At 67.0% G+C, this 21027-nt stretch carries 20 protein-coding genes and 1 tRNA gene; 10 read left to right on the plus strand and 11 right to left on the minus strand.

Annotated features, from left to right (window positions below):
* Positions 1-40: 40 nt before the first annotated feature.
* On the plus strand, positions 41-2194 hold the full coding sequence (locus AC07M9_RS07205) for a ComEC/Rec2 family competence protein (RefSeq protein ID WP_494882542.1): 2154 nt from the start codon (positions 41-43) through the stop codon (positions 2192-2194).
* Here the strand turns inward: AC07M9_RS07205 and lexA are convergent.
* From lexA to AC07M9_RS07250, 9 genes are all read right to left on the minus strand, one after another.
* On the minus strand, positions 2188-2877 hold the full coding sequence (gene lexA, locus AC07M9_RS07210) for a transcriptional repressor LexA (protein ID WP_494882544.1): 690 nt from the start codon (positions 2875-2877) through the stop codon (positions 2188-2190). The genes AC07M9_RS07205 and lexA overlap by 7 nt on opposite strands.
* 110 nt (positions 2878-2987) lie before the next feature.
* Positions 2988-4214 carry a molybdopterin molybdotransferase MoeA gene (locus AC07M9_RS07215; protein WP_494882546.1) on the minus strand — a complete coding sequence of 409 codons (1227 nt, stop codon included), beginning with the start codon at positions 4212-4214 and terminating at the stop codon, positions 2988-2990.
* A complete protein-coding gene (gene moaC, locus AC07M9_RS07220; protein WP_494882548.1) occupies positions 4211-4696 on the minus strand; it encodes a cyclic pyranopterin monophosphate synthase MoaC in 486 nt (161 codons plus the stop codon). Before moaC ends, AC07M9_RS07215 begins: the two co-directional genes overlap by 4 nt.
* 49 nt (positions 4697-4745) lie before the next feature.
* Positions 4746-5537, minus strand: coding sequence for an indole-3-glycerol phosphate synthase TrpC (gene trpC, locus AC07M9_RS07225; protein WP_494882550.1), 792 nt, complete (start codon positions 5535-5537; stop codon positions 4746-4748).
* 10 nt (positions 5538-5547) lie between these two features.
* Positions 5548-6540, minus strand: a complete 993-nt coding sequence (gene trpD / locus AC07M9_RS07230; RefSeq protein ID WP_494882552.1) for an anthranilate phosphoribosyltransferase — start codon at positions 6538-6540, stop codon at positions 5548-5550.
* On the minus strand, positions 6537-7148 hold the full coding sequence (locus tag AC07M9_RS07235; protein WP_494882554.1) for an anthranilate synthase component II: 612 nt from the start codon (positions 7146-7148) through the stop codon (positions 6537-6539). The genes trpD and AC07M9_RS07235 overlap by 4 nt, the downstream gene beginning before the upstream one ends.
* Positions 7145-7939: a phosphodiester glycosidase family protein gene (locus tag AC07M9_RS07240; RefSeq protein ID WP_494882556.1), complete on the minus strand. Its 795-nt coding sequence runs from the start codon at positions 7937-7939 to the stop codon at positions 7145-7147. Before AC07M9_RS07240 ends, AC07M9_RS07235 begins: the two co-directional genes overlap by 4 nt.
* 157 nt (positions 7940-8096) lie before the next feature.
* A complete protein-coding gene (locus AC07M9_RS07245; protein WP_494882558.1) occupies positions 8097-9608 on the minus strand; it encodes an anthranilate synthase component I family protein in 1512 nt (503 codons plus the stop codon).
* A gap of 23 nt (positions 9609-9631) precedes the next feature.
* A complete protein-coding gene (locus AC07M9_RS07250) occupies positions 9632-11578 on the minus strand; it encodes a peptidylprolyl isomerase (RefSeq protein WP_494882560.1) in 1947 nt (648 codons plus the stop codon).
* Positions 11579-11947: 369 nt separating this feature from the next.
* On the opposite strand from AC07M9_RS07250, the gene tpiA reads away from it, so the two are divergent.
* From tpiA to add, 5 genes are all read left to right on the plus strand, one after another.
* Entirely contained in the window at positions 11948-12706 is a 759-nt protein-coding gene (gene tpiA, locus AC07M9_RS07255; RefSeq protein ID WP_494882562.1) for a triose-phosphate isomerase, read from the plus strand.
* Positions 12707-12860: 154 nt separating this feature from the next.
* A complete protein-coding gene (gene secG / locus AC07M9_RS07260; protein WP_494882564.1) occupies positions 12861-13271 on the plus strand; it encodes a preprotein translocase subunit SecG in 411 nt (136 codons plus the stop codon).
* 141 nt (positions 13272-13412) lie between these two features.
* Complete coding sequence (pyrG, locus tag AC07M9_RS07265) at positions 13413-15047, plus strand: CTP synthase (protein WP_494882566.1); 1635 nt, start codon at positions 13413-13415, stop codon at positions 15045-15047.
* Positions 15048-15057: 10 nt separating this feature from the next.
* Positions 15058-16089 carry an oxidoreductase gene (locus tag AC07M9_RS07270; protein WP_494882567.1) on the plus strand — a complete coding sequence of 344 codons (1032 nt, stop codon included), beginning with the start codon at positions 15058-15060 and terminating at the stop codon, positions 16087-16089.
* A 270-nt stretch (positions 16090-16359) separates the two neighbouring features.
* Positions 16360-17391, plus strand: a complete 1032-nt coding sequence (add, locus tag AC07M9_RS07275) for an adenosine deaminase (RefSeq protein WP_494882568.1) — start codon at positions 16360-16362, stop codon at positions 17389-17391.
* On the opposite strand, the gene AC07M9_RS07280 is transcribed toward add, so the two are convergent.
* Positions 17370-18308, minus strand: a complete 939-nt coding sequence (locus tag AC07M9_RS07280) for an AEC family transporter (RefSeq protein WP_494882569.1) — start codon at positions 18306-18308, stop codon at positions 17370-17372. The genes add and AC07M9_RS07280 overlap by 22 nt on opposite strands.
* Before the next feature lie 189 nt (positions 18309-18497).
* Positions 18498-18968 (minus strand): Hsp20 family protein, encoded by a 471-nt coding sequence (locus AC07M9_RS07285; RefSeq protein ID WP_494882571.1) that lies wholly within the window; start codon positions 18966-18968, stop codon positions 18498-18500.
* 196 nt (positions 18969-19164) lie between these two features.
* On the opposite strand from AC07M9_RS07285, the gene grxC reads away from it, so the two are divergent.
* The 4 genes from grxC to AC07M9_RS07305 all read left to right on the plus strand — a co-directional run bounded on the left by grxC (position 19165) and on the right by AC07M9_RS07305 (position 20949).
* On the plus strand, positions 19165-19428 hold the full coding sequence (gene grxC, locus AC07M9_RS07290; protein WP_494882572.1) for a glutaredoxin 3: 264 nt from the start codon (positions 19165-19167) through the stop codon (positions 19426-19428).
* Positions 19429-19433: 5 nt separating this feature from the next.
* Complete coding sequence (locus AC07M9_RS07295; protein WP_494883900.1) at positions 19434-20261, plus strand: carbon-nitrogen hydrolase family protein; 828 nt, start codon at positions 19434-19436, stop codon at positions 20259-20261.
* Positions 20262-20268: 7 nt separating this feature from the next.
* Positions 20269-20805: a DUF1178 family protein gene (locus AC07M9_RS07300; RefSeq protein WP_494882573.1), complete on the plus strand. Its 537-nt coding sequence runs from the start codon at positions 20269-20271 to the stop codon at positions 20803-20805.
* A gap of 67 nt (positions 20806-20872) precedes the next feature.
* A tRNA-Arg gene (locus tag AC07M9_RS07305) sits at positions 20873-20949 on the plus strand.
* Positions 20950-21027 lie beyond the last annotated feature (78 nt).

Genomic DNA, 21027 nt, shown 5'->3' on the forward strand with positions numbered 1-21027 from the left:
CGCCGGAGCCGCTGCATTGCAGCATCGGCCATGGAACAGCGTGAACGACTTGTCGAGGGTTTTGGGCGCTCTGGAGCGATTTCTTTCGGGCGCCGGATTCGATCGCGGACCGTGGTTGACGGTGGCTTTTGCGGGTGGGATCGTAAGCTGGTTCGCGTTGCCTGCGCCGGTCTGGTGGAGTGCTGCCTGCGCCCTTTGCGGGCTGCTGGCGGCAGCAGGCGTCACGCCGTGGCACGGGCGCGAGCGGTATCCGCATCTGTTCAGGGCGGTACTGGTCCTGCCGCTACTGGTCGCGGCCGGATGCCTGGCTATCTGGGCGCGTTCGACAATAGCGGGAGAGGCTCCGCTCGAACGCCCGATCGCCGGCATTTTTGCCGCCAGGATCCTCCAGATCGAACCCCAGCCGGCGCTGGACCGCGATCGCCTGATCCTCGCCATGCGCGAGCCGGGAACAGGGCGCGCCATGAAGGTGCGCGTAAACGTGCCGGGCAGGAACCTCGCAGCGCACGTCCGCATCGGCGATGTAGTACGATTCAAGGGGCGGCTCATGCCGCCGGCGCCTCCGATGCTGCCGGGCGCCTACAACTTCGCGCGAACGGCGTGGTTCGCCGGCATAGCGGCGAGCGGTTCCGTCATCGGTGAGGTCGAGGTCGTCGAGCGGGGAAAGATCGGTGGCGGGTGGCTGTCTGGCCTGCGTCGTTCGCTTGCGGACCATATCCGCGCGAGGATCGGCACCGAGCGCGCCGGCATCGCCACCGCCTTCGTGACCGGCGACCGGGGCGGCATTTCCGACGCCGACGACGAAGCGATGCGCGATTCCGGGCTAGCGCACCTGCTATCCGTTAGCGGCCTGCATGTCGGCGCCGTCGTCGGGGCAGTCTACGTGCTGTTCGTGCGCGCGCTGGCCCTGTTTCCGTGGCTGGCCCTGCGCGTTCGGCTTCCGGTGGTAGCAGCCGCCGCGGGCGCGCTTGCCGGCATCGCCTATACGCTGTTGTCGGGGTCGGAGGTACCGACGGTACGCTCCTGCATCGGCTCGCTGCTGGTCCTCGCCGCGCTGGCGCTGGGGCGTGAACCGTTGTCGCTGCGCATGTTGGCTGTCGCCGCCTTCTGCGTCATGCTTCTCTGGCCGGAGGCGGTCACCGGACCCAGCTTCCAGATGAGCTTCGGGGCCGTACTGGCGCTCGTCGCGGTCGGCACGTCCGCACCGGCCAAGGCATTCATGGCGCCGAGGGACGAGTCGCTCGCCATCAAGGCGCTGCGGCACCTGGCGATGCTGCTGGTGACCGGTGTGGTCATCGACCTTGCACTGATGCCGATCGGGCTTTTTCACTTCCACCGGGCCGGTATCTACGGCGCGCTCGCCAATGTCATCGCCATTCCGCTGACGACTTTCGTCGTTATGCCATTGCTGGCCGGTGCGCTGGTCCTCGACTCGGTGGGCGCCGGCGGACCGGTTTGGTGGCTGGCGCAGGGTTCGATCGACCTGCTGACTGCGATCGCCCACTGGATCGCATCGCGGACGGCAGCCGTGACCATCCTCCCCGCCGGCGGCAACGGCGCGTTCATGCTGTTTGTTTCGGGGGGGCTTTGGGTGGGCCTATGGGGCGGGCGCCTCCGCTGGCTGGGCCTGCCGCCGGCGTTGCTCGGTGCGGGCCTGCTCGCGATGGCAGCGCCCGCCGACATCCTGATTTCGGGCGATGGCCGTCATGTCGGGCTGGTCGAGCCGAGTGGAGAGCGGCTTTTCGTCCTGCGCGACGGCGGCGAAGGCTACGCCCGCGACAACCTCATGGAACTGGCCGGTATGGAGGGGGAACCGGTGGCAATCGATCAATGGCCCGTCGCACGTTGCAATCCCGATTTCTGCGCCATCCGCATGGAGCGTAAGGGCGTTACCTGGCGGCTTCTCGTCTCGCGAGGCCGGGATGCTGTTCCGGAAAGGGCGCTAGCCGCCGCCTGCGATCGTAGCGACATTGTCGTGTCCGACCGCTGGCTTCCGCGCAGTTGTTCCCCGCGCTGGTTCAAGGCCGATCGTGACAGTCTCGGCCAGACAGGCGGCCTTGCAATCCATCTGAGCGCCGGCCGAGTGGACACCGTGGCCGGGAGTGAAGGCGAGCATGGCTGGTGGCGCCCCGCCTCACCGCGCTTTCCGCGCTTCGGGCCGGAGCCGAGCCCTCCTTCGCCGCGGGCTCAATGATAGCGGCGGAGCAATCCTGCCAACTTGCCCTGCACTTCGACTTCGTCAGGACCGTAAATCTGTGGTTCGTAGGCGCCATTGGCAGGGTCGAGGCGGACCATGCCGTTCTCGCGGCGCAGATACTTCAACGTCGCTTCCTCGCCGCGGATCAGGGCGACGACGATCTCGCCGTCCCGCGCGGAATTCGTGCGTTTCACCAAGGCGAAATCGCCATCCAGAATGCCGGCTTCCACCATCGAGTCGCCTGAGACTTCCAACGCGTAGTGTTCGCCCGAACCGAGCAGAGCCGCAGGCACCGGTAGCATCGACTGGCCTTCCAGGGCTTCGATCGGCACCCCGGCGGCGATGCGGCCGTGGAGGGGAATTTCGATGACATCGTTAGCGGCCCGGGGCGCAGCCTGAGCAGCACGGATAGGCACCACCTCATCATTGTTGGTAGGGGCCGATCGAGGCGCCTTGTTGCCGGAATCGTCCGGCTGGCGCAGCACCTCTAGCGCACGCGCACGATTGGGCAGGCGGCGGATGAATCCGCGCTCCTCAAGCGCCGAGATCAGGCGGTGAACACCTGACTTCGACTTGAGATCGAGCGCTTCCTTCATTTCCTCGAAGCTGGGGGAGATACCGCTCTCCTCCAGCCTGGCCTGGATGAACCGGAGCAATTCGTGCTGCTTGCGCGTCAACATGGTCGCTGCCTCTTCGTTGCTGCCGGCGAAGCCCCTTCGGCCGGGCATGTTCCGATCGTGAACATTGAGGGAACAATTAAGCAACGAATTTCCGCGCGTCAAGCGGTGCCTCAGGCGAAACCGCCATTCTGGAGCAGGAACACGCGCACCTCCTCGCCGATTCCAGAAGCGGCGGAACGGCCGGGGCGGTCAATCAGCACGTTGCTGGCTGCCAGAGAGGTGAGTGCGCCGCTGTCCTGGAGCGTGTGCGGCACCACGCATTCGCCGTCCCACCAACCGCGCAGGAATTCGCGGCGAGGGCCGTTCGCGCGTATTGAAGCGCCCAGGCGCGTGGTGATCTGTATCGGCAGGGCCTGCTTCGCACCCTGCATCCGGCGCAGCAGCGGCAACAGGAAATGATAGGCGGTGACATAGCTCGACACCGGATTGCCGGGAAGACCGAGGATGATCTGCGGCCGACCAGGCCTGCCCGGCCGTTCGCGCGTTGCGACCAGGATCGGCTTGCCCGGCTTGATGGCGACGCGCCAGAAATCGACGCTCGCGCCCCAGTCTTCGAGCGCCGGCCTGACGAGGTCGTGATCACCTACGGATGCCCCGCCGCTGGTGACGATCACCTCGGCATCCACAGCGGCGGCGAAGGCGTCGGCCAGGGCATCGAGGGTGTCGGCCACGGGACCGAGGCGGATCGTCCCGGTTGCGAAAGGCCGCGCGAGCGCTGCCAACATGGCGCCGTTGCTTGCCGGAATCTGGTGCGGCTCGCAGCATTCCGGATCGGCGGCGAGTTCGTCCCCGCTGTCGATCACGACGACGCGCGGCATGCGGTGTACTGGCAGGTGGCGGTGGCCCGCGGCCATGGCGAGCGCGGCTTCGGCCGGACCGACGCGCTTGCCGGAGGCTATGACTTCGTCGTTCTCGGCGAAGTCCATGCCGCGGCGGCGGATGTGCTTGTGCGGGGGCTCCGGTGCCTCGCCGGTGAGCGCGAGCCGTCTGTCCCTCAAGGCGACATCTTCCTGCACGATGACGGCATCAGCATCGGCGGGAAGAATGGCTCCGGTAGAGACGCGCACGGCCTCGCCACGGCTGATCGTGCCGGCGAAAGGATGCCCTGCCGCGCTCTCGCCGATGATGATCCAGGGCCCGGAAAGGTCACCTGCGGTCACGGCATAGCCGTCCATCGCAGAGAGGTCGGCGGCGGGCTGGGTGCGGCGCGCATACAGCGGCGCGGCGAGATAACGGCCGATCGCGCCCTCGACATCGACATGCTCGACAGGCAGCGGTTCAGCCAAAGCGAGAAGGCGGGCCTGCGCTTGCTCCAGAGGGATCGGCGGCGGACTCACTGGTTCCAGTCTTCCGCGCGCCAGTGCCCGGACTTTCCTCCGCGCTTCTCCATGAGGCGGATGTCGCCGATGACCATGCTCTTGTCGAGTGCCTTTGCCATGTCGTAGATTGTCAGGAGTGCGATGGAAGCTGCTGTAATAGCTTCCATTTCTACCCCTGTTTTACCTGTGAGCGATGCAGTCGCAGTGACACGGACAGCGTCTTCCTCGAATGCAAAATCCACGTTCACGGCATCGATCATGAGAGGGTGGCACATCGGAATTAGCTCGGCAGTACGCTTCGCCGCCATGATCCCGGCGATCCGCGCGGTTCCCAGCACGTCACCCTTTGGAGCGTCACCGGCACGGATCGCGGCGAGAGCCTGCGGAGTCATGCCTATGCGGCCCGAAGCGATGGCGACACGCTGGGTTTCGGCCTTGGCGCCGACATCAACCATCCGCGCGGTGCCCTCCGAATCGATGTGGGTTAGAGTTTTGCTCATGACAGTTTTCCGTCATCACATGCCGCGACCTGCATGTCCAAGCCCGGGCTCAGCCGCCGCCGAGCAAGGCCCGCGTCGCTGCTTCGACATCGCCCTGGCGCATCAGGCTCTCGCCGACGAGGAACGTCCGGGCCCCGCAGTCCGAGAGGCGTTGGAGATCGGCATGGACGTTGATGCCGCTTTCGCTGACCAGCAGGGTGCCTTCCGGAGCCAGCGGGGCGAGGCGTTCGGTCGTTCCGACATCGGTAACAAAGCGCTTGAGATCGCGATTGTTGACGCCAATCAACCTTGATTTCAAAAGCCTTGCACGATCGAGTTCAAGTTCATTGTGAACTTCGACGAGGCAGTCCATTCCGCGCTCATGGGCTGCAGCCTCAAGTTCTTTCATCAGCCCGTCTTCGAGCGCGGCGACGATGATGAGGATGGCATCGGCACCGATCGCGCGGGATTCCGCGACCTGCCAGGGATCAACCATGAAATCCTTTCGGATGACGGGCAGGCCACAGGCTGCTCGGGCATCCATGAGATAGTCTTCATGACCTTGGAAATAGGGCGCGTCGGTGAGGACGGAGAGGCAGGCCGCCCCCCCCTTTTCATAGGCCAAGGCGTGTTCACCGGGGCGGAAATCTGGGCGGATCAGGCCCTTGGAGGGGCTGGCCTTCTTGATCTCGGCGATAAGCGCGAAGCCGATTTCGGCCCTGGCGCGCAAGGCCGCCTCGAACCCGCGCGGGGCGGTCTGCTCGGCGGCGATCGCGTCGAGGTCGTTGATCGTGGCGACGCCCTTGCGCGCGGCGACTTCCTCGCGCTTGGTGTAGCAGATCTCGGTGAGCTTGTCGGTCATGCTTGTTCTCTCAGGCGCGCGTCGCGGCGATCCAGCAGTCGAGCAGGGCCTTGGCAAGCCCCTTGTCGATGGTTTCGGCGGCTTCCTCGACGCCTTCGACCCAGCTCTCCACCTCGCCCGCGACCATCAGGGCGGCGGCGGCGTTGAGCAGGACGGCGTCGCGGTAGGCGCCGGGCTCGCCCATCAGCAGGCGGCGCAGCGCTTCGGCGTTGTAGGCGGGGTCGCCGCCGCGGATGGCGTCGACGGGCGCGAGCGGCAGGCCGGCGTCCTGCGGGCTGACGCGGCGCATGAACAGTTCGCCCCCGCGCACGTCGGCCACTTCGTTGCCGCCCGCGAGGCTCAGTTCGTCGAGTCCTTCGTCGCCCGAGATCACCATCGAATGCTCGGTGCCGAGCCGCAGCAGGGCCTCGGCGTAGATCGGCACGTAGGCGGGGCGGGCGATGCCGACGAGCTGGCGCGAGACCTGCGCGGGATTGGCGAGCGGACCCATGAGGTTGAAGATCGTGCGCCGGCCGAGCGCTTTGCGCAGCGGCATGAGCCGCCCCATCGTCGGGTGGTGGCGGGCGGCGAAGAGGAAGCCGATACCGATCTCGGACAGCGTCGATTCGGCGGTCTCGACCGCGCGGTCGAGGTCGAGGCCGAGGGCCTCGAGGGTGTCGGCGGCACCGGCCTTGGAGCTGGCGGCGCGGTTGCCGTGCTTGGCGACGGGGACGCCGGCGGCGGCCACCACCAGCGACACGGCGGTCGAGACGTTGAGCGTGTGGAAGCCGTCGCCGCCGGTGCCGCAGACGTCGATGGCATTGGCGGGGGCGTTCACCGGGATCATGCGGGCACGCATGGCGCGCGCGGCCCCGGCGATCTCGCTCGCGGTTTCGCCCCGGTCGGACAGCGCGACGAGGAAGTCGGCGATCGCGGCTTCGGGCACTTCGCCGTCGAGGATCGCGGAGAAGGCGGCCTCGGCTTCGTCTTCGGCGACGGGGTGCAGCGGGTCGGGGAGGGTCATGCGGCCTTCGGGGCGGCGACGACGCGGTCGGGGAGGCGGGCGTCGATGCCGCAGAGGCGCAGGAAGTTCGCCAGCATCGCGTGGCCGTGCTGGGTGGCGATGCTCTCGGGGTGGAACTGGACGCCGTGGATCGGCAGTTCGACATGGCGGAAGCCCATGACGTGGCCGTCGTCCGAGCGGGCGTTGACGACGAGTGTCTCGGGAATGTTCTCGACAATCAGCGAGTGGTAGCGCGCGGCCTTCATCGGCGAGGGCACGTCCTGGAACAGGCCGGTGCCGTCGTGGGTGATGGTCGAGGTCTTGCCGTGCATCAGCCCGCCGCGCACGACCTTGCCGCCGAAGTGCTGGCCGATCGACTGGTGGCCCAGGCACACGCCGAGCAGCGGAATGCCCGCCTTCGCTGCCGCGCCCACAAGATCGAGGCTGATGCCCGCCTCGTTGGGGGTGCAGGGGCCGGGCGATACGAGGAAGCCCTGCGGGTCCATCTCCATCGCCAGGCCCACGCTCAGCGCGTCGTTACGCACGACCTGGACTTCCGCGCCCAGTTCCATGACGTAGTGGACGAGGTTCCAGGTGAAGCTGTCGTAATTGTCGATGACGAGGATCATGTCTTCGCCTTTGCGCTTTTTTCGACGACGATCAAGGGGCCGAGCGGGGGACCGCCATCGACGCGGCCATGTTCGGGGTCCCACAGCGAGGATACGCTGCCGTCGAGGAACAGGGCGTTGGTGCACCTGAGCCCGTCGCGGAAGTAGCGGGCGAGCTTGCCGAACGACACCGGCTCGTCGGAAATGACGAAGTGGGCGCGGCCTTGCGCGTCGACGCCGACGCCGTTGCGCAGCTTGAGCGACTTGCCCTTTTCGTCGGTGCTGGCGTCGATCTTCGGGTGGAGCTTGCCGGCGATGACCAGCATCGGGCCGGACTGGGTGCCGAAGTCGGGGCGGTCGGTGACGGTCTTCTCGAAGTCCTGCGCCGTGCTCACGCGCCAGTGGCCTTTGGCGTCGCCGTAGAACACGCCGTTGGGGAGCAGGTGGAAATTGCCCCAGCCCGCCTTGGTGTTCAGCGCATGGCGGCGCTCGCCTTCCTCGACGTAGTAGCCGATCGGGTAGCCGGCGGCGTCGAACATGCCGCCGTTGGTGGCGAAGGCGACCGCGTGGCTCTTATCCGGACGGCCGACCGCCAGCTGCGACAGGCTGCGATAGGGCGCGCCGTCCTTGGGGCCGAGAACGGTGTGGATGACGTGGCGGCCGGGAACGGCGGTGCAGTGCGTGAAGCTCGCCCCCTCGAACGTCGCGCCTTCGCAGGGCGGCGGGGGCGGGGCCTCGGGCTTGGGCGCGGGGTCGGAGGAACAGGCGGCGAGAAGCAGGGCTGTGCTGGCGAGCAGGGCACCGACGCACACCCATTTTCCGTCATCCCCGCGAAGGCGGGGGCCCAGCTGATGCCGGTTCAACATGAGCGAACGTCAGATGGGTTCCCGCCTTCGCGGGAATGACGAAGGTAGGAGGCAAAGCCATGTGTATCGCCGTGAAGGAAACCGCAGGCGGTCTCAACTCGAATCACTGCCCGAACCCGGGTTCCCCCGCTACCCGCACCGCTTCGCGTGCCGCCGCGAACAGCGCGCCGCTCTTGGCCTGGCATTCGCGCAGTTCGTATTCGGGGTCGCTGTCGGCGACGATGCCGGCGCCCGCCTGGACGTGGAGCACGCCGCCCTTGAGCAGGCCGGTGCGCAGGACGATGCAGCTGTCGACCGAGCCGTCGGGTGCGAAGTAACCGACGCCGCCGGCGTAGGGGCCGCGCGTCTCGGGTTCGAGCTCGGCGATCACCTCGCAGGCGCGGACCTTGGGGGCGCCCGAGACGGTGCCGGCGGGGAAGCCGGCGAGCACCGCGTCGATCGCGTCGTGGTGCGCGGTGTCGAGCCGGCCGACCACGTTCGAGACGATATGCATGACGTGGCTGTAGCGCTCGATCGTGTAGCTGTCGGTCACCTCGACGGTGCCGGCTTCTGCCACACGGCCGACGTCGTTGCGGCCGAGGTCGAGCAGCATCAGGTGCTCGGCGCGTTCCTTGGGGTCGGCGAGCAGGGCGACTTCGTTGGCCTTGTCCTCGACCGCGGTCTTGCCGCGCGGGCGGGTGCCGGCGATCGGACGGATGGTGACCTCGCCGTCGCGCACCCGGACCAGGATCTCGGGGCTCGAGCCGATCAGCGCGAAGCCGGGCAGGTCGAGGAAATAGAGGAACGGCGACGGGTTGATCCGGCGCAGCGAGCGGTAGAGCGCCAGCGGCGGCAGCGGGAAGTCGCAGGTGAAGCGCTGGGCCAGCACGACCTGGAAGATGTCGCCCGCCTCGATGTAGTCCTTGGCCCGGAGAGCCATGGCCTTGTAGTCCTCGGGCGCCATGACCGGGACCTGCACCGGCTCGGGCAGGTCGGCCGGGGCGGCTGAGGCGGGAGCGGGCGCGGCGAGGCGGCGCAGGGCTTCGTCGATGCGCTCGGCGGCCCCCAGCACGGCCTGCATCGGGCTGGTGCGGGTCGGCCAGACCGGGGCGACGCAGAACAGTTCGTCGGAAAGCCGGTCGAAGATCAGGATCAGCGAGGGGCGCACGAACAGCATGTCGGGCAGTTCGAGCGGGCTCTGCGGCGCGCGCGGCAGCTTCTCGACGAGGCCGATCGTCTCGTAGCCGAAGTAGCCGACGAGGCAGGCGAGGGCGCGGGGCAGCTCTGCCGGAACCTCGCAGCGGCAGCTTTCGACGAGCGCGCGCAGTTCGGCGAGGCTGTCGCCCTCGAGCGCGGAGAACGCCTCGCGGTCGGCCTGCCAGTGGCGGTTGATCTCGCACGAGGGGCCGCTGGCGCGGAACACGAGGTCGGGATCGAGGCCGATCAGGCTGTAGCGCCCGCGCGTCTCGCCGCCCTCGACCGATTCGAGGAGGAAGTCGCCGCGGCCGTCCTCGAACAGCTTGAGCGCGGCGCCGACCGGGGTCTCGGTGTCGGCCACGAGGCGCCGCCACACCAGCGCAGGCTCACCTTTCGCAAGCTGCGCCAATGCCGCCGAACGATCCGATTCGCGCTCCATGTCCTGCCTTTTGCCTCGGGTTCTCAGTTCGCGGACGCGGTGCCGGCGAGCTGCTCGCGCACGGACTTGATCGCCGCCGCATTACGCTTGACGCCGACTTCCTTGCGGACGGCCTTGCCGAGCGCGTCGGCATAGGCCTGGCCCAGCTGCTGGCCCAGTTCGGTGCGGGTGCCCTTAACGAGATCGGCGGATTCGACCTTGCCCGGCACGATATCCTTGAGCTGGACCACGAACCAGCCGCGGTCGCTGGCGGCGGCCTGCACCTTCACCGTGCCCTTGGACATGTGGAACATCAGCGAGACCGGCGGCGGTACCTCACGGCCGGCGTTAAGCGCGGCGGCGAGCGTGGGGCGCGACATGGCGACCTGCTGTGGCGGGGGCAGCTTCTTGCCCGACGCGGCCATGACCTGCTCCAGCGTGCGGCCCTTGCGGATTTCGGCCTGCATGCGCAGCGCCGCCACCTTGGCCGCCTTGGAGCCGGCGTCGATGGCCCAGGCCAGTTTCACGTCGTCCTTGATCTGGGCGAGCGGAGCGGGCGCGGACGGGGTGATCTGGGTGACATCGAAGATAGCGAAGCTCTTGCCCCGCTCGACCTCGGCGACCTGCGGCTGCTCCTGGTCCATCGAGAACGCGGTGGCGAGCACGGGCTTCAGTTCGGCGGGAAGAACCTCGCCCGGCTTCATGTAGACGCCGCCGTCAGCGGTGACGGGCTGGGTCTGCTGGACTTGGCCGCCTACCGACTTGACGACTTCGTTGAGGTTGGCGCCGCCCGAGAACTGCTCCTCGATGTTCGCCAGCGTGTCGGTGAAGGCCTTGCGGCGCTTCTCCTCCGCGACCTGCGTGGTCAGTTCAGCCTTCACGTCGGCGAGCGCGCGGGCCGGGGTCTTCTGCTCCGCGTCGACGCGGATGACGTGCCAGCCCAGTACGCTCTTCTGCGGGACGGCGAGCTTGCCGACGGGCGCGGCGAACACCGCCTGCGACACGGCGGGCGAGAACTGGGTGGAAAGCTGCTCGCGGCTGAAGAATTCCAGCGGCGCGGCCGAGAGGCCCTTTTCGCGCGCGGCGACTTCGAGCGTCTTGCCGCCCTGGAGTTCGGCGAGGACCGCCTTGGCGGCGGCTTCGGTCGGCACGATCAGCTGGGTGATCTTGCGGTTGTCCTGCGCAGCGTAAGTGGCCTTGTTCGCCTCGTAGCGGGCGGCGATCTCGGCGTCGGTCGGCGCGGGGACGGACTTGAGCGAATCCGCGCTCAGGATCGCGTACCGGATCGTGCGGCGCTCGGGACGGACGAACTGGCTGGAATGGGTCTTGTAGAAGGCGGAAAGCTGGGCATCGGTCGGCGGCCCGGCGGGCGTGAACAGCATCGAGGGCAGGGCGATCACGGTGCCGCTGCGGGTCTCGTCGAGAAGCGCGGCGTAACGCTTCGCCGCATATTCCGACATGACCGAGCCGATCTGCGCGGGCACGATCAGTTCGCGGGCGACGAGGCTCTCGCGGATGTCGTCGCGCAGGGCCGGCTCGGATATCCGCTGCTGGGCGAGCGCCTGGCGGAACACGGCCTGGTCGAACTTGCCGTCGACGCCCTGGAAGCCGGGGATCTGCGCGAGTTCGCTATCGACCAGACGGTCGCTGATGGTGACGCCATTGCCGGTGCCGAAGGCGAACAGCGCGGTACGGTCGATCAGTTCGTTCAGGACCTGCTCGAGACCGCCCTGTTCGAGCAGCATCTTCATCGTGACGTTCGGGTTCTGCTGGCGCACGCGTTCGAGCGAGCGCTTGGCGCCCTGGTCCAGCATCTCGGCGCTCACGCTTTCACCGCCGACCTTGGCGACCGAGTTGCCTGCGACGCCCGAGGAGCTGTTGAAGCCCGCGATGTCACCGCTGGCGAAAGCGATCGCGATGACCCCCAGCACCAGCAGGCCGACGATGGCGCCGACCTTGGACTTGAGGAACGAACGGAAGAAATTGAGCATGAACCGGACCGATCAGCGATTGCCTGCGAAGCCGGGAACTAGCCCCGACTTTCGTCTATGAAACGGGCGCTGGCTTTAGGGGGGCTTGGCCCATCCTGCAATGCCGCATAGCGCGAGCGGCAGGCAAAACAGAAGTGGCGGGCCAAACTGTCGCTGGCGCTCGCCGGAGCCTGTGGCATTATGGAGATAGTGGGGGACCGTCGCGCTGAACGACGGATGAATTTTTGACAAGCCGGGGCGCGCTGGCCTAGCTGCGCCGCAACAGAGACGACCTGATTCCCTCGGCCGCGATCACGGCGAGGGGACCGGGCGATGGGGACCCGCGGGGCACTTTACCGAGGTTCGCCAGTATTTGATCAAGGGATTCAAATGGCTGCACTGCCTTACATCGTCGGAAACTGGAAAATGAACGGCACGCGCGCGATGCTCAACGAGGCGCGCGCCATCGATCGTTCGGCCGCACGCTTTCCCAAGGTGCAGGTCGGGATCGCGCCGCCGGCGACCCTGCTCTACCGCGTGCGCGATGCGGCGGAGGTGATCGGTGTGGGAGGGCAGGACTGCCACGCCAAGGACAACGGAGCGTTCACCGGCGATGTCTCCGCAGTAATGCTCAAGGATGCGGGCGCCGATTTCACCATCGTCGGCCACTCGGAGCGCCGCGAGTATCACTCCGAGAGCGATGCGGACGTGAAGGCCAAGGCGGAGGCGGCGCTTTCGGCCGGCCTCGCGGTCATCCTCTGCGTGGGCGAGACCGAAGCCCAGCGCGATGCCGGGGACGCCGAAGCGGTCGTCGGCGCGCAGCTCCAGGGCTCGTGCCCGGGCACCGACGGGGCGGCGGAGAAGCTCTCGGTCGCCTACGAGCCGGTCTGGGCGATCGGAACCGGCCGCGTTCCTTCGGTCGAGGACGTGGCCGCGATGCACAAGTCGATTCGCGCTCAGCTCGTCGCCATCTTCGGGTCGGCCGGCGCGGACGTGCGCATTCTCTACGGCGGTTCGGTCAAGGCGGACAACGCATCCGAACTGCTGGCGATCCCCGATGTCGGCGGCGCCCTGGTGGGCGGCGCCAGCCTCACGGCCGAGAGCTTCCTCGCCATCGTCGGCGCCGCAGCCTCGCTGGCCGCCGACTGAGCATTTCCCGATGCGTGCGGGCGGGGCCGTTGAGGTCCGCCCGCGCCGTCGGGACACCATTACCAAGCTCACGGGTTGCGCGTGGGCGCGCCAGCGCCTATCTGCGCGGGCAGAACGATGCGGGCACGCACCCCGCCAGAAGGCTGAAACGACAATGTTCCTTTTCCTGACCGTGGTCCAGGCGCTGGTCGCCGCTCTGCTCGTGGGTGTCATCCTGGTGCAGAAGTCCGAAGGCGGTGGCCTCGGTGTCGGCGGCAGCCCATCGGGCCTCATGTCGGCGCGCGGCGCCGCCAACTTCCTGACCCGCGCGACCTCGGTTCTGGCGACGCTTTTCGTGGTTCTGAGCATCGTGCTCGCCGCGATGGCGGTCAACGAGACCACCGGCCGCGACATCGACACCTCGCTCGAGCGCAGCACCTCGCCGACCGCTCCGGTCCAGCCGGCCGATCCGCTCGCTGGCTCCGCCAACCCCGCCGCGACTCCGGCGACGAACCCGGCGGCCACGCAGCCGGTTCCCGCCGACTCGGTTCCGGCCGATCCGCTTTCGGGTGCTGCCAAGCAGTAGCCCTTGAGGCGCTTTTAAGCGCTTCACCGTAATCGGAATGCCGTCTGGCGCTGTCAGACGGCTTTTCCTTGTGTTTGACCTGTGGATTGAGGCTCCGGGCGCTTGCCTGAGGGCCCCCATGCAATTTAAGGCCCGACTCCCATGGCGCGGCACATTTTCATTACCGGCGGCGTGGTCTCCTCGCTGGGCAAGGGTTTGATGGCGGCAAGCCTCGCGGCACTGCTGCAGGCGCGCGGCTACAAGGTCCGCATCCGCAAGTTCGATCCGTACCTGAACGTCGATCCGGGCACGATGAGCCCCTACCAGCACGGCGAGGTCTACGTCACCGACGACGGCGCCGAGACCGACCTCGACCTTGGCCACTACGAGCGCTTCACCGGCGTCTCGGCGCGCCAGGCGGACAACATCACCTCGGGCCGCATCTACCGCGACATCATCGCCAAGGAGCGCCGCGGCGACTACCTCGGCGCAACTGTACAGGTGATCCCGCACGTCACCGACGCGATCAAGGACTTCGCCCTTGCCGAGACCGAGGACCTCGACTTCGTACTCTGCGAGATCGGCGGCACCGTCGGCGACATCGAGGGCCTGCCCTTCGTTGAGGCGATGCGCCAGCTGCGCAACGAACTGGGGCGCGAGCAGACCTGCTTCGTCCACGTCACCCTGGTCCCCTACATCGCCGCCGCCGGCGAGCTGAAGACCAAGCCCACGCAGCACTCGGTGCGCGAACTGACGGGCTTGGGCATCCAGCCCGACATCCTACTGTGCCGCTGCGACCGCGAACTGCCCGAGGGCGAGCGCCGCAAGATAGCGCTGTTCTGCAACGTGCGCCCGCAGGCGGTCATCCAGGCGCTCGACGCACCTAACATCTACGCCGTCCCGCTGCAGTATCACCGCGAAGGCCTCGACGCCGAGGTGCTCCACCACTTCGGTCTGACCGAAGAGGCCAAGGCGCCGGTGCTGGGCCGCTGGGACGACATCACCGATCGCTACGAGCACCCCGAGGGCGAAGTGACCATCGGCGTCGTCGGCAAGTACATCGGCCTCCAGGACGCCTACAAGTCGCTCAACGAGGCGCTGGTCCACGGTGGCATGGCCAACCGCGTCAAGGTCAACGTGCGCTGGATCGACGCGGAGATCTTCGAGAAGGAAGATTCCGAGATCGCCGCCGCGCTCGAACCGATGCACGGCATCCTCGTCCCCGGCGGCTTCGGCGAGCGCGGGACCGAGGGGAAGATCGCCTCGGTCCGCTTCGCGCGTGAACGCGGCGTGCCGTTCTTCGGCATCTGCCTCGGCATGCAAATGGCCTGCATCGAGGGCGCCCGCTCGGCCGGCATCGCCAAGGCCAGCTCGACCGAATTCGGCCCGACCGAGGAACCCGTCGTCGGCATCATCACCGAATGGATGACCAGCGACGGCCTCCAGACCCGAGCCGAGGGCGGCGACCTGGGCGGCACCATGCGTGTCGGTGCCTACCCGGCCGCGCTCTCGCCCAACAGCCATGTCGCCTCGATCTACAACGCGACCGAGATCAGCGAGCGCCACCGCCACCGCTACGAGGTCAACGGCTCGTACCGCGAGGCGCTGGAAGGCAATGGCCTGATCTTCTCGGGCATGTCGCCCGACGGCCTGCTGCCCGAGATCGTCGAGCGTCCGGACCATCCGTGGTTCGTCGGCGTGCAGTTCCACCCGGAACTGAAGTCGCGCCCGTTCGACCCGCACCCGCTGTTCTCCGGCTTCGTCGCCGCCGCGCTGCGCCAGGCGCGTCTGGTCTGAGGTAGCAGTCATGAGCAGGATCGGCGTCGGCATCATCGGTAATGGGATGGCGACGCGGGTCTTCCACGCGCCCTACATCAAGGACTGCGACGACCTCGAACTCAAAGCCGTGGTCGCCCGCAAGCCGGGCGCGGTGGCGCCGGTCGAGGGCGTGGCGATCGTGCCCGACGTCGAGACGCTGCTGGCCGACCCGGCGATCGGGCTGGTGGTCGTCGCCACCCCCAGCGCCACCCATGCCGCCATCGCGAGGCAGGTGCTGGAGGCGGGCAAGCACGTCGTCGTCGAGAAGCCTTTCACGCTGGACCTTGCCGACGCGCACTCGCTGGCCGCGCTGGCGCAGGAGCGGGGCCTCGTCCTCAGCGTCTTCCACAACCGGCGCTGGGACACCGACTTCCTCGCCGTGCGCGACGCGATCGAGCGGGGTCTGATCGGCCGCGTCGTCCATTTCGAATCGCACTTCGACCGCTTCCGCCCGCAGGTCCGCGACCGGTGGCGCGAGGACGGCAGCGCCGGCTCGGGCGTGTGGTACGACCTCGGCCCGCACCTTGCCGACCAGGCGCTCCTGCTGTTCGGCCGCCCCGAGGCGGTCAGCGCCGACATCGCGAGCTTGCGGGATGGCAGCGGCGCGTCCGACTGGGCGCATGTCGTCCTGCGCTACCCCGACAAGCGCGTGATCCTGCATGCGGGCATGTGCGTGGCCGGCGGGGAACCGCGCTTCCGCGTCCACGGCACCGACGGCTCGCTGGTCAAGCAGCACCTCGATCCGCAGGAAGCGCAGTCAGTCGCGGGACTGCGGCCCGGTGACCCTCAATGGGGCATCGATGCCGATCCGCTGGTGTACTTCGACGGCGAGGGCGGGAGCCGTGAGATCATCGCGCCGAGAGGTTCGCAGCAACGCTTCTACGCGATGATGGCGCACGCCTGCCTCGGCACGGGACCGGCGCCTGCCGGTCTGCACGAAGTTCTGCTGGTGCAGGAAGTCGTGCACGCTGCCCTGATTTCAGCACGCGAAGGCAGCGTGGTGGCGCTGTCCCCGCAATAGGAAAGAGCGCGCACCCGCGGCTTCTCCTCCTTCATCCTGAAACAAGTTCCGGATGACGAAGGAGGAGAAGGCTGGGTTGCGGTCGCGCTGCACCGACGATTTTCCTACATGGCCGGCCGCTGCTACCGCGTGCATGTACTTCATCAACTAACAAGACTTTCAAGGCGGTTTTTCCGCACTTGCGAAATGCCTCCTTCCGGCGCGCCGGATTTTTGTTACTCTTCCGCCGGGCGCGCTGCCCATGACCCGCGCGCCCGCCAAGGAGACGCCGTGCAATCGATCGCCGAGTTCATCGCGGGCCTGCCCAAGGCCGAGCTTCACGTCCACCTCGAAGGCACGCTCGAAGCCGAGCTGAAGTTCGAACTGGCCGCCCGCAACAAGGTCGATCTGCCTTATGCCGACGTCGAGGAAATGCGCGCCAGCTACGTCTACCACGACCTGCCGAGCTTCCTGACCATCTTCTACGAAGGCAGCTTCGTACTCCATCAGGAGGCCGATTTTCGAGACCTTGTCTATGCTTACCTGAAAAAGGTCGCCTCGCAGAACGTGCTCTATGCCGAGATGTTCTTCGATCCCCAGCAGCACACCGACCGCGGCGTACCCTTCTCCGCGATGATCGAAGGCCTGACCCGCGGCCGCCTGGAAGCCGAGCGCGATTTCGGCATCCGCTCGCAACTCATCATGTGCTTCGTGCGAGAACGCAGTGCGGAAAGTGCCATGGCCGTGTTCGAGATGGCGCTACCCTACAAGCACCTGATCGTGGGGCTCGGCCTCGATTCCGATGAGAAGGACAACCCGCCCGCCAAGTTCGCCGCCATCTTCCGACGCGGCCGCGAGGAGGGTTTCCGTCTCACCATGCACTGCGACGTCGACCAGGTGAACACCCACGAGCACATCCGCCAGGCCATCGAGGACATCGGCGTCGAGCGCATCGACCACGGCGCCAATCTGCTCGACCGCCCCGAACTCGTCGCTAGGGCGAAGGAGAAGGGCTTGTTCTTCACCGTCTGCCCCTACGCCAACGAGATGATGCGCCCCGGCGAAAACCAGTCGATCGCCCGCGCCATGCTCGACCTTGGCCTGCGGCTGACGCTCAATTCGGATGACCCGGCCTATATGGAAGGCAAGTACATCAACGAGAACATGCTGATGGCACACGAACTCGCCGGCTTCGGCCCGCAGGACCTCGTCACGGTCAGCCGCAATGCTTTCGACGCCGCCTGGATCGATGAAGACCTGCGCGGGGAGTTCAAGGCGCGGCTCACCACATATGCCGAGACTCAGCTGATGACCGCCAGATAGGCCGAGATCGTCGCTATCGAAAGCACGGTTGAGACGAGGATGGTCCGGGCGGTAACCCCGGCCTCGCGTCCGTAGAACTCGGCCAGCATGAACGGCCCGGTACCGGTAGGCAGCATCGCCAGCAAAATGGCGGCGTGACGGGCAGGGGCCGGAAGCGGAAACAGCGTCGTCGCCAGCAGCCACGCCAACGCGGGATGGACGAGCAGCTTGAGCGCCACCATGCCGGCCGCCTGTCTGCCCAGACGGCCCCCTTGTTTCGGCCGCTCCTGCGCGAGAAACAGTCCAAGCCCAACCAGCGCACAAGGTGAGGCGGCAGCTCCCAGAAGCTTGAGGAACACCTGTGCCGGATGGGGCACTTCCAGCCCGGTTGCCGGAAAGAATACCGCAATGATGGGCGCGACGATCAGCGGGTTCCTCGCCAGCGACTTCGCCACTTTGGCCAGCACGCTCAGCGGATGGCTCCCGATATGGAGCCGGATCTCGATCAGCACGATCGCGCCGCCGAACAGGACGCAGGCGGTGATGATCGTCGAGATCAGCGTCAAAGTATTGCTCGACGGACCAAGCGCCGCGAGCAACAGCGGAAAACCAAGATAACCAGTGTTGGGATAGGCTGCGGCGAGCCCAGACACCGGCCCGTCCGCGTCGAATCCAGAACGCCGGGCATGGAGCAGCACTGCCAGCGCGAATACCCCGCCGGTGCTCAGCATGAACACGGCAACGAAAGCAGGCTGCCACAACTGCCGCCAGCTCGATCCCGAGACGATGTCGAACAGCAGCGCGGGCAGGGCGAGGTACACAACGAAGCGATTGAGTTCGGTCGTGGCCTGCGGTCCCATGACGCCAATGCGCCGCACCAGCCAGCCGGCGAATATCAGGGCGAAGACGGGCAGGACGATCCCGAGGATCGCGGTCATGCGGACACACTCATGCCTCAGCGGCTAATGGCGGGCCGGGGGAGGAGCCAGCGATTTCTTCGGCGCTATGGGTGCGCCGGTTGCAACCAGACACGCAAAAGGGGCGGCCTGGCATCCCGGACCGCCCCATCGTACCACGCAGATTTTCCAGGCGCACCCCCGAGGGAACCGGAGCGCGCCCGGAGGAAATCAGGCTGCGGCGGTTTCTTCGCCGGCGTCGCCATCGACCACGGTCAGCCGGTTGCCACCGATGGCGACCTTCTTGGGCTTCATCGCCTCGGGAACCTCGCGCACGAGATCTATCACGAGCAGGCCGTCGGCGAGGTCGGCGCCGTCAACGCGGACGTAGTCCGCCAGTTCGAAACGGCGCTCGAACCCGCGCTGGGCGATGCCGACGTGCAGGTATTCGCCGTCAGCCATCTCGTCGGGCTTCTGGCCCTTGACCACCAGCAGGTTTGCCTGCGCGGTGATGTCGATGTCGGCGGGCTTGAAGCCGGCTACGGCGAGGGTGATGCGATAGGCATCGGCGCCCCGGCGCTCGATGTTGAAGGGGGGGTACTTGTCGCCTGGATTGGCGCGGCCCTGGTTTTCGATCATGTCGAACAAACGGTCGAAACCGACCATGGTGCGGCGGTAAGGCGAAAAATCGATGCGGTTCATGACAAAAATCCTCTGATGAGCAATCTTCGTAAGCCGAGGCCCGTCAACCGGCGCCTCGTCGATCGAGTCATCCCCATGGCGGGCCATGACTCGCGTTCCTAGATATGGTAGCCGCCGGCCCTTTCAAGGCCAGCCCCGCATGGGGCATTCTTCAAGGGTCGCAACTCTCAGCCGCAACGGCCGAAAGGAACCAAGCATGAGCCAGCCCAGGATCGAGATCTACACCAAGTGGGGCTGCCCCTACTGCGTCGCCGCCAAATCGCTGCTGGACGGCAAGGGCGTGTCTTACGAGGAATACGATGTGACCACGGGCGGCCCCAAGCGCGCAGAGATGGTGGCGCGGGTGCCCGGCGCCGCGACCGTCCCGCAAGTGCTCGTCGACGACAAGGCCTATGGCGGATACGACGACATCAGCGCGCTTGACCGCGAGGGCAAGCTGGACCCGATCCTGGGACTCTGATGCAAATGGTCCGCGCTGCATTGCTCCAGATGACGACGGGAATCGACCCGCAGGCGAACGCTGCCACGATCGGGGCGGCGGTCGCGCAGGCGCGCGTCGGCGGCGCGGCCATGCTGTTCACGCCGGAGATGTCCGGGCTGCTCGACCGCAAGCGCGAGCGTGGCAGCGCCTCCATCCGCACGGAACCGGCGGACGTGGTGCTTTCGGCCGTGCGCGAGGCTGCGCGGCGCGAGGGGGTATGGGTTCATCTCGGCTCGCTGGCGATCGTACGCGACGACGGCAAGTGGGCCAACCGCGCGTTCGTCATCGACGACCTGGGCGAAATCCGCGCGCGCTACGACAAGATGCACATGTTCGATGTCGACCTTGCGACCGGCGAAAGTTGGCGCGAGTCCAACGCCTATGCCGCTGGCGGTGAAGTCGTAACGGTGGAGACGCCGCTCGGCCGCCTGGGACTTGCGATCTGCTACGATGTGCGCTTCCCGGCCTTGTTCGAGGCGCTTGGGCAGGCACGGTGCGATGTGATCGCGATCCCTGCCGCCTTCACCGTCCCGACCGGCCAGGCCCATTGGCACCTCCTGCAACGTGCCAGAGCGGTGGAGGCCAGCGCCTACGTGCTCTCTGCCGCCCAGGTGGGATGTCATGAGGACGGCCGCGAAACCTACGGCCATTCGCTGGCGATCGACCCTTGGGGCGATGTGCTGCTCGACATGGGCGGCGCCGACGACGGAGGCAAGGCCGGCCTCGGATTCGTCGAGGTTGACCCCGCCCGCACCGCGCAGGTTCGGGCGCAGCTGCCCAGCCTTGCCAACCGCCGCCCCATCGGCACATAGCCTCGTCATGATCGTCTACGACCTGGAGTGCCACGAGGGGCAGCATCGATTCGAGGGCTGGTTCAAGTCCTCGGACGACTTCGCGCACCAGCGGCAGCGCAGCCTCGTCAGCTGTCCCTATTGCGGTTCGGGTGAGGTCGACAAGGCTGTGCAGGCACCGCGCCTGGCACGCAAAGGCAACCAATTGCCGGATGTCACGTCGCCGAGACCCACGAAGATCGTATCGGCCGCTCCTGTCGCGACTACGCATGCGCTGACTGCCGTCAGCCCGCAGGATGGCGCCCCGCTATCCAATGCACAGCTGCCGCCGCAGGCCGTGGAAATGGTCGAGGCATTGGCGAGAATGCAGGCGGAGGCGCTGAAATCGTCGCGTTTCGTGGGCGACAAGTTCGCCGACAGTGCGCGTGCCATGCACTATGGTGAGCGTGAGGCCGAAACCATCCACGGCCAGGCCACGTTCGCCGAAGCCAGGGAATTGCTGGAAGAAGGTATCGGGGTCATGCCGCTACCGTTGCCCGTCGTCCCGCCGGAAAAGGCGAACTGAGCGGGGGAGATCTTGCATTCCGGGCAATTGCCAAGTGGACATGTGCAAGCTAGGACGCCCCTTGCGTGCGCCCGTAGCTCAGCCGGATAGAGCACCAGATTCCTAATCTGGGGGCCATGGGTTCGAATCCCGTCGGGCGCACCACGTGTCGTTAGCGCCCAGGTAAGGGGCGGTTAGCGACCACTTTCCCATGCGGATATGTCGAAGGTCGGGACCCGGCCC

The organism is Novosphingobium sp. GW821-FHT09E05, from assembly GCF_059416165.1.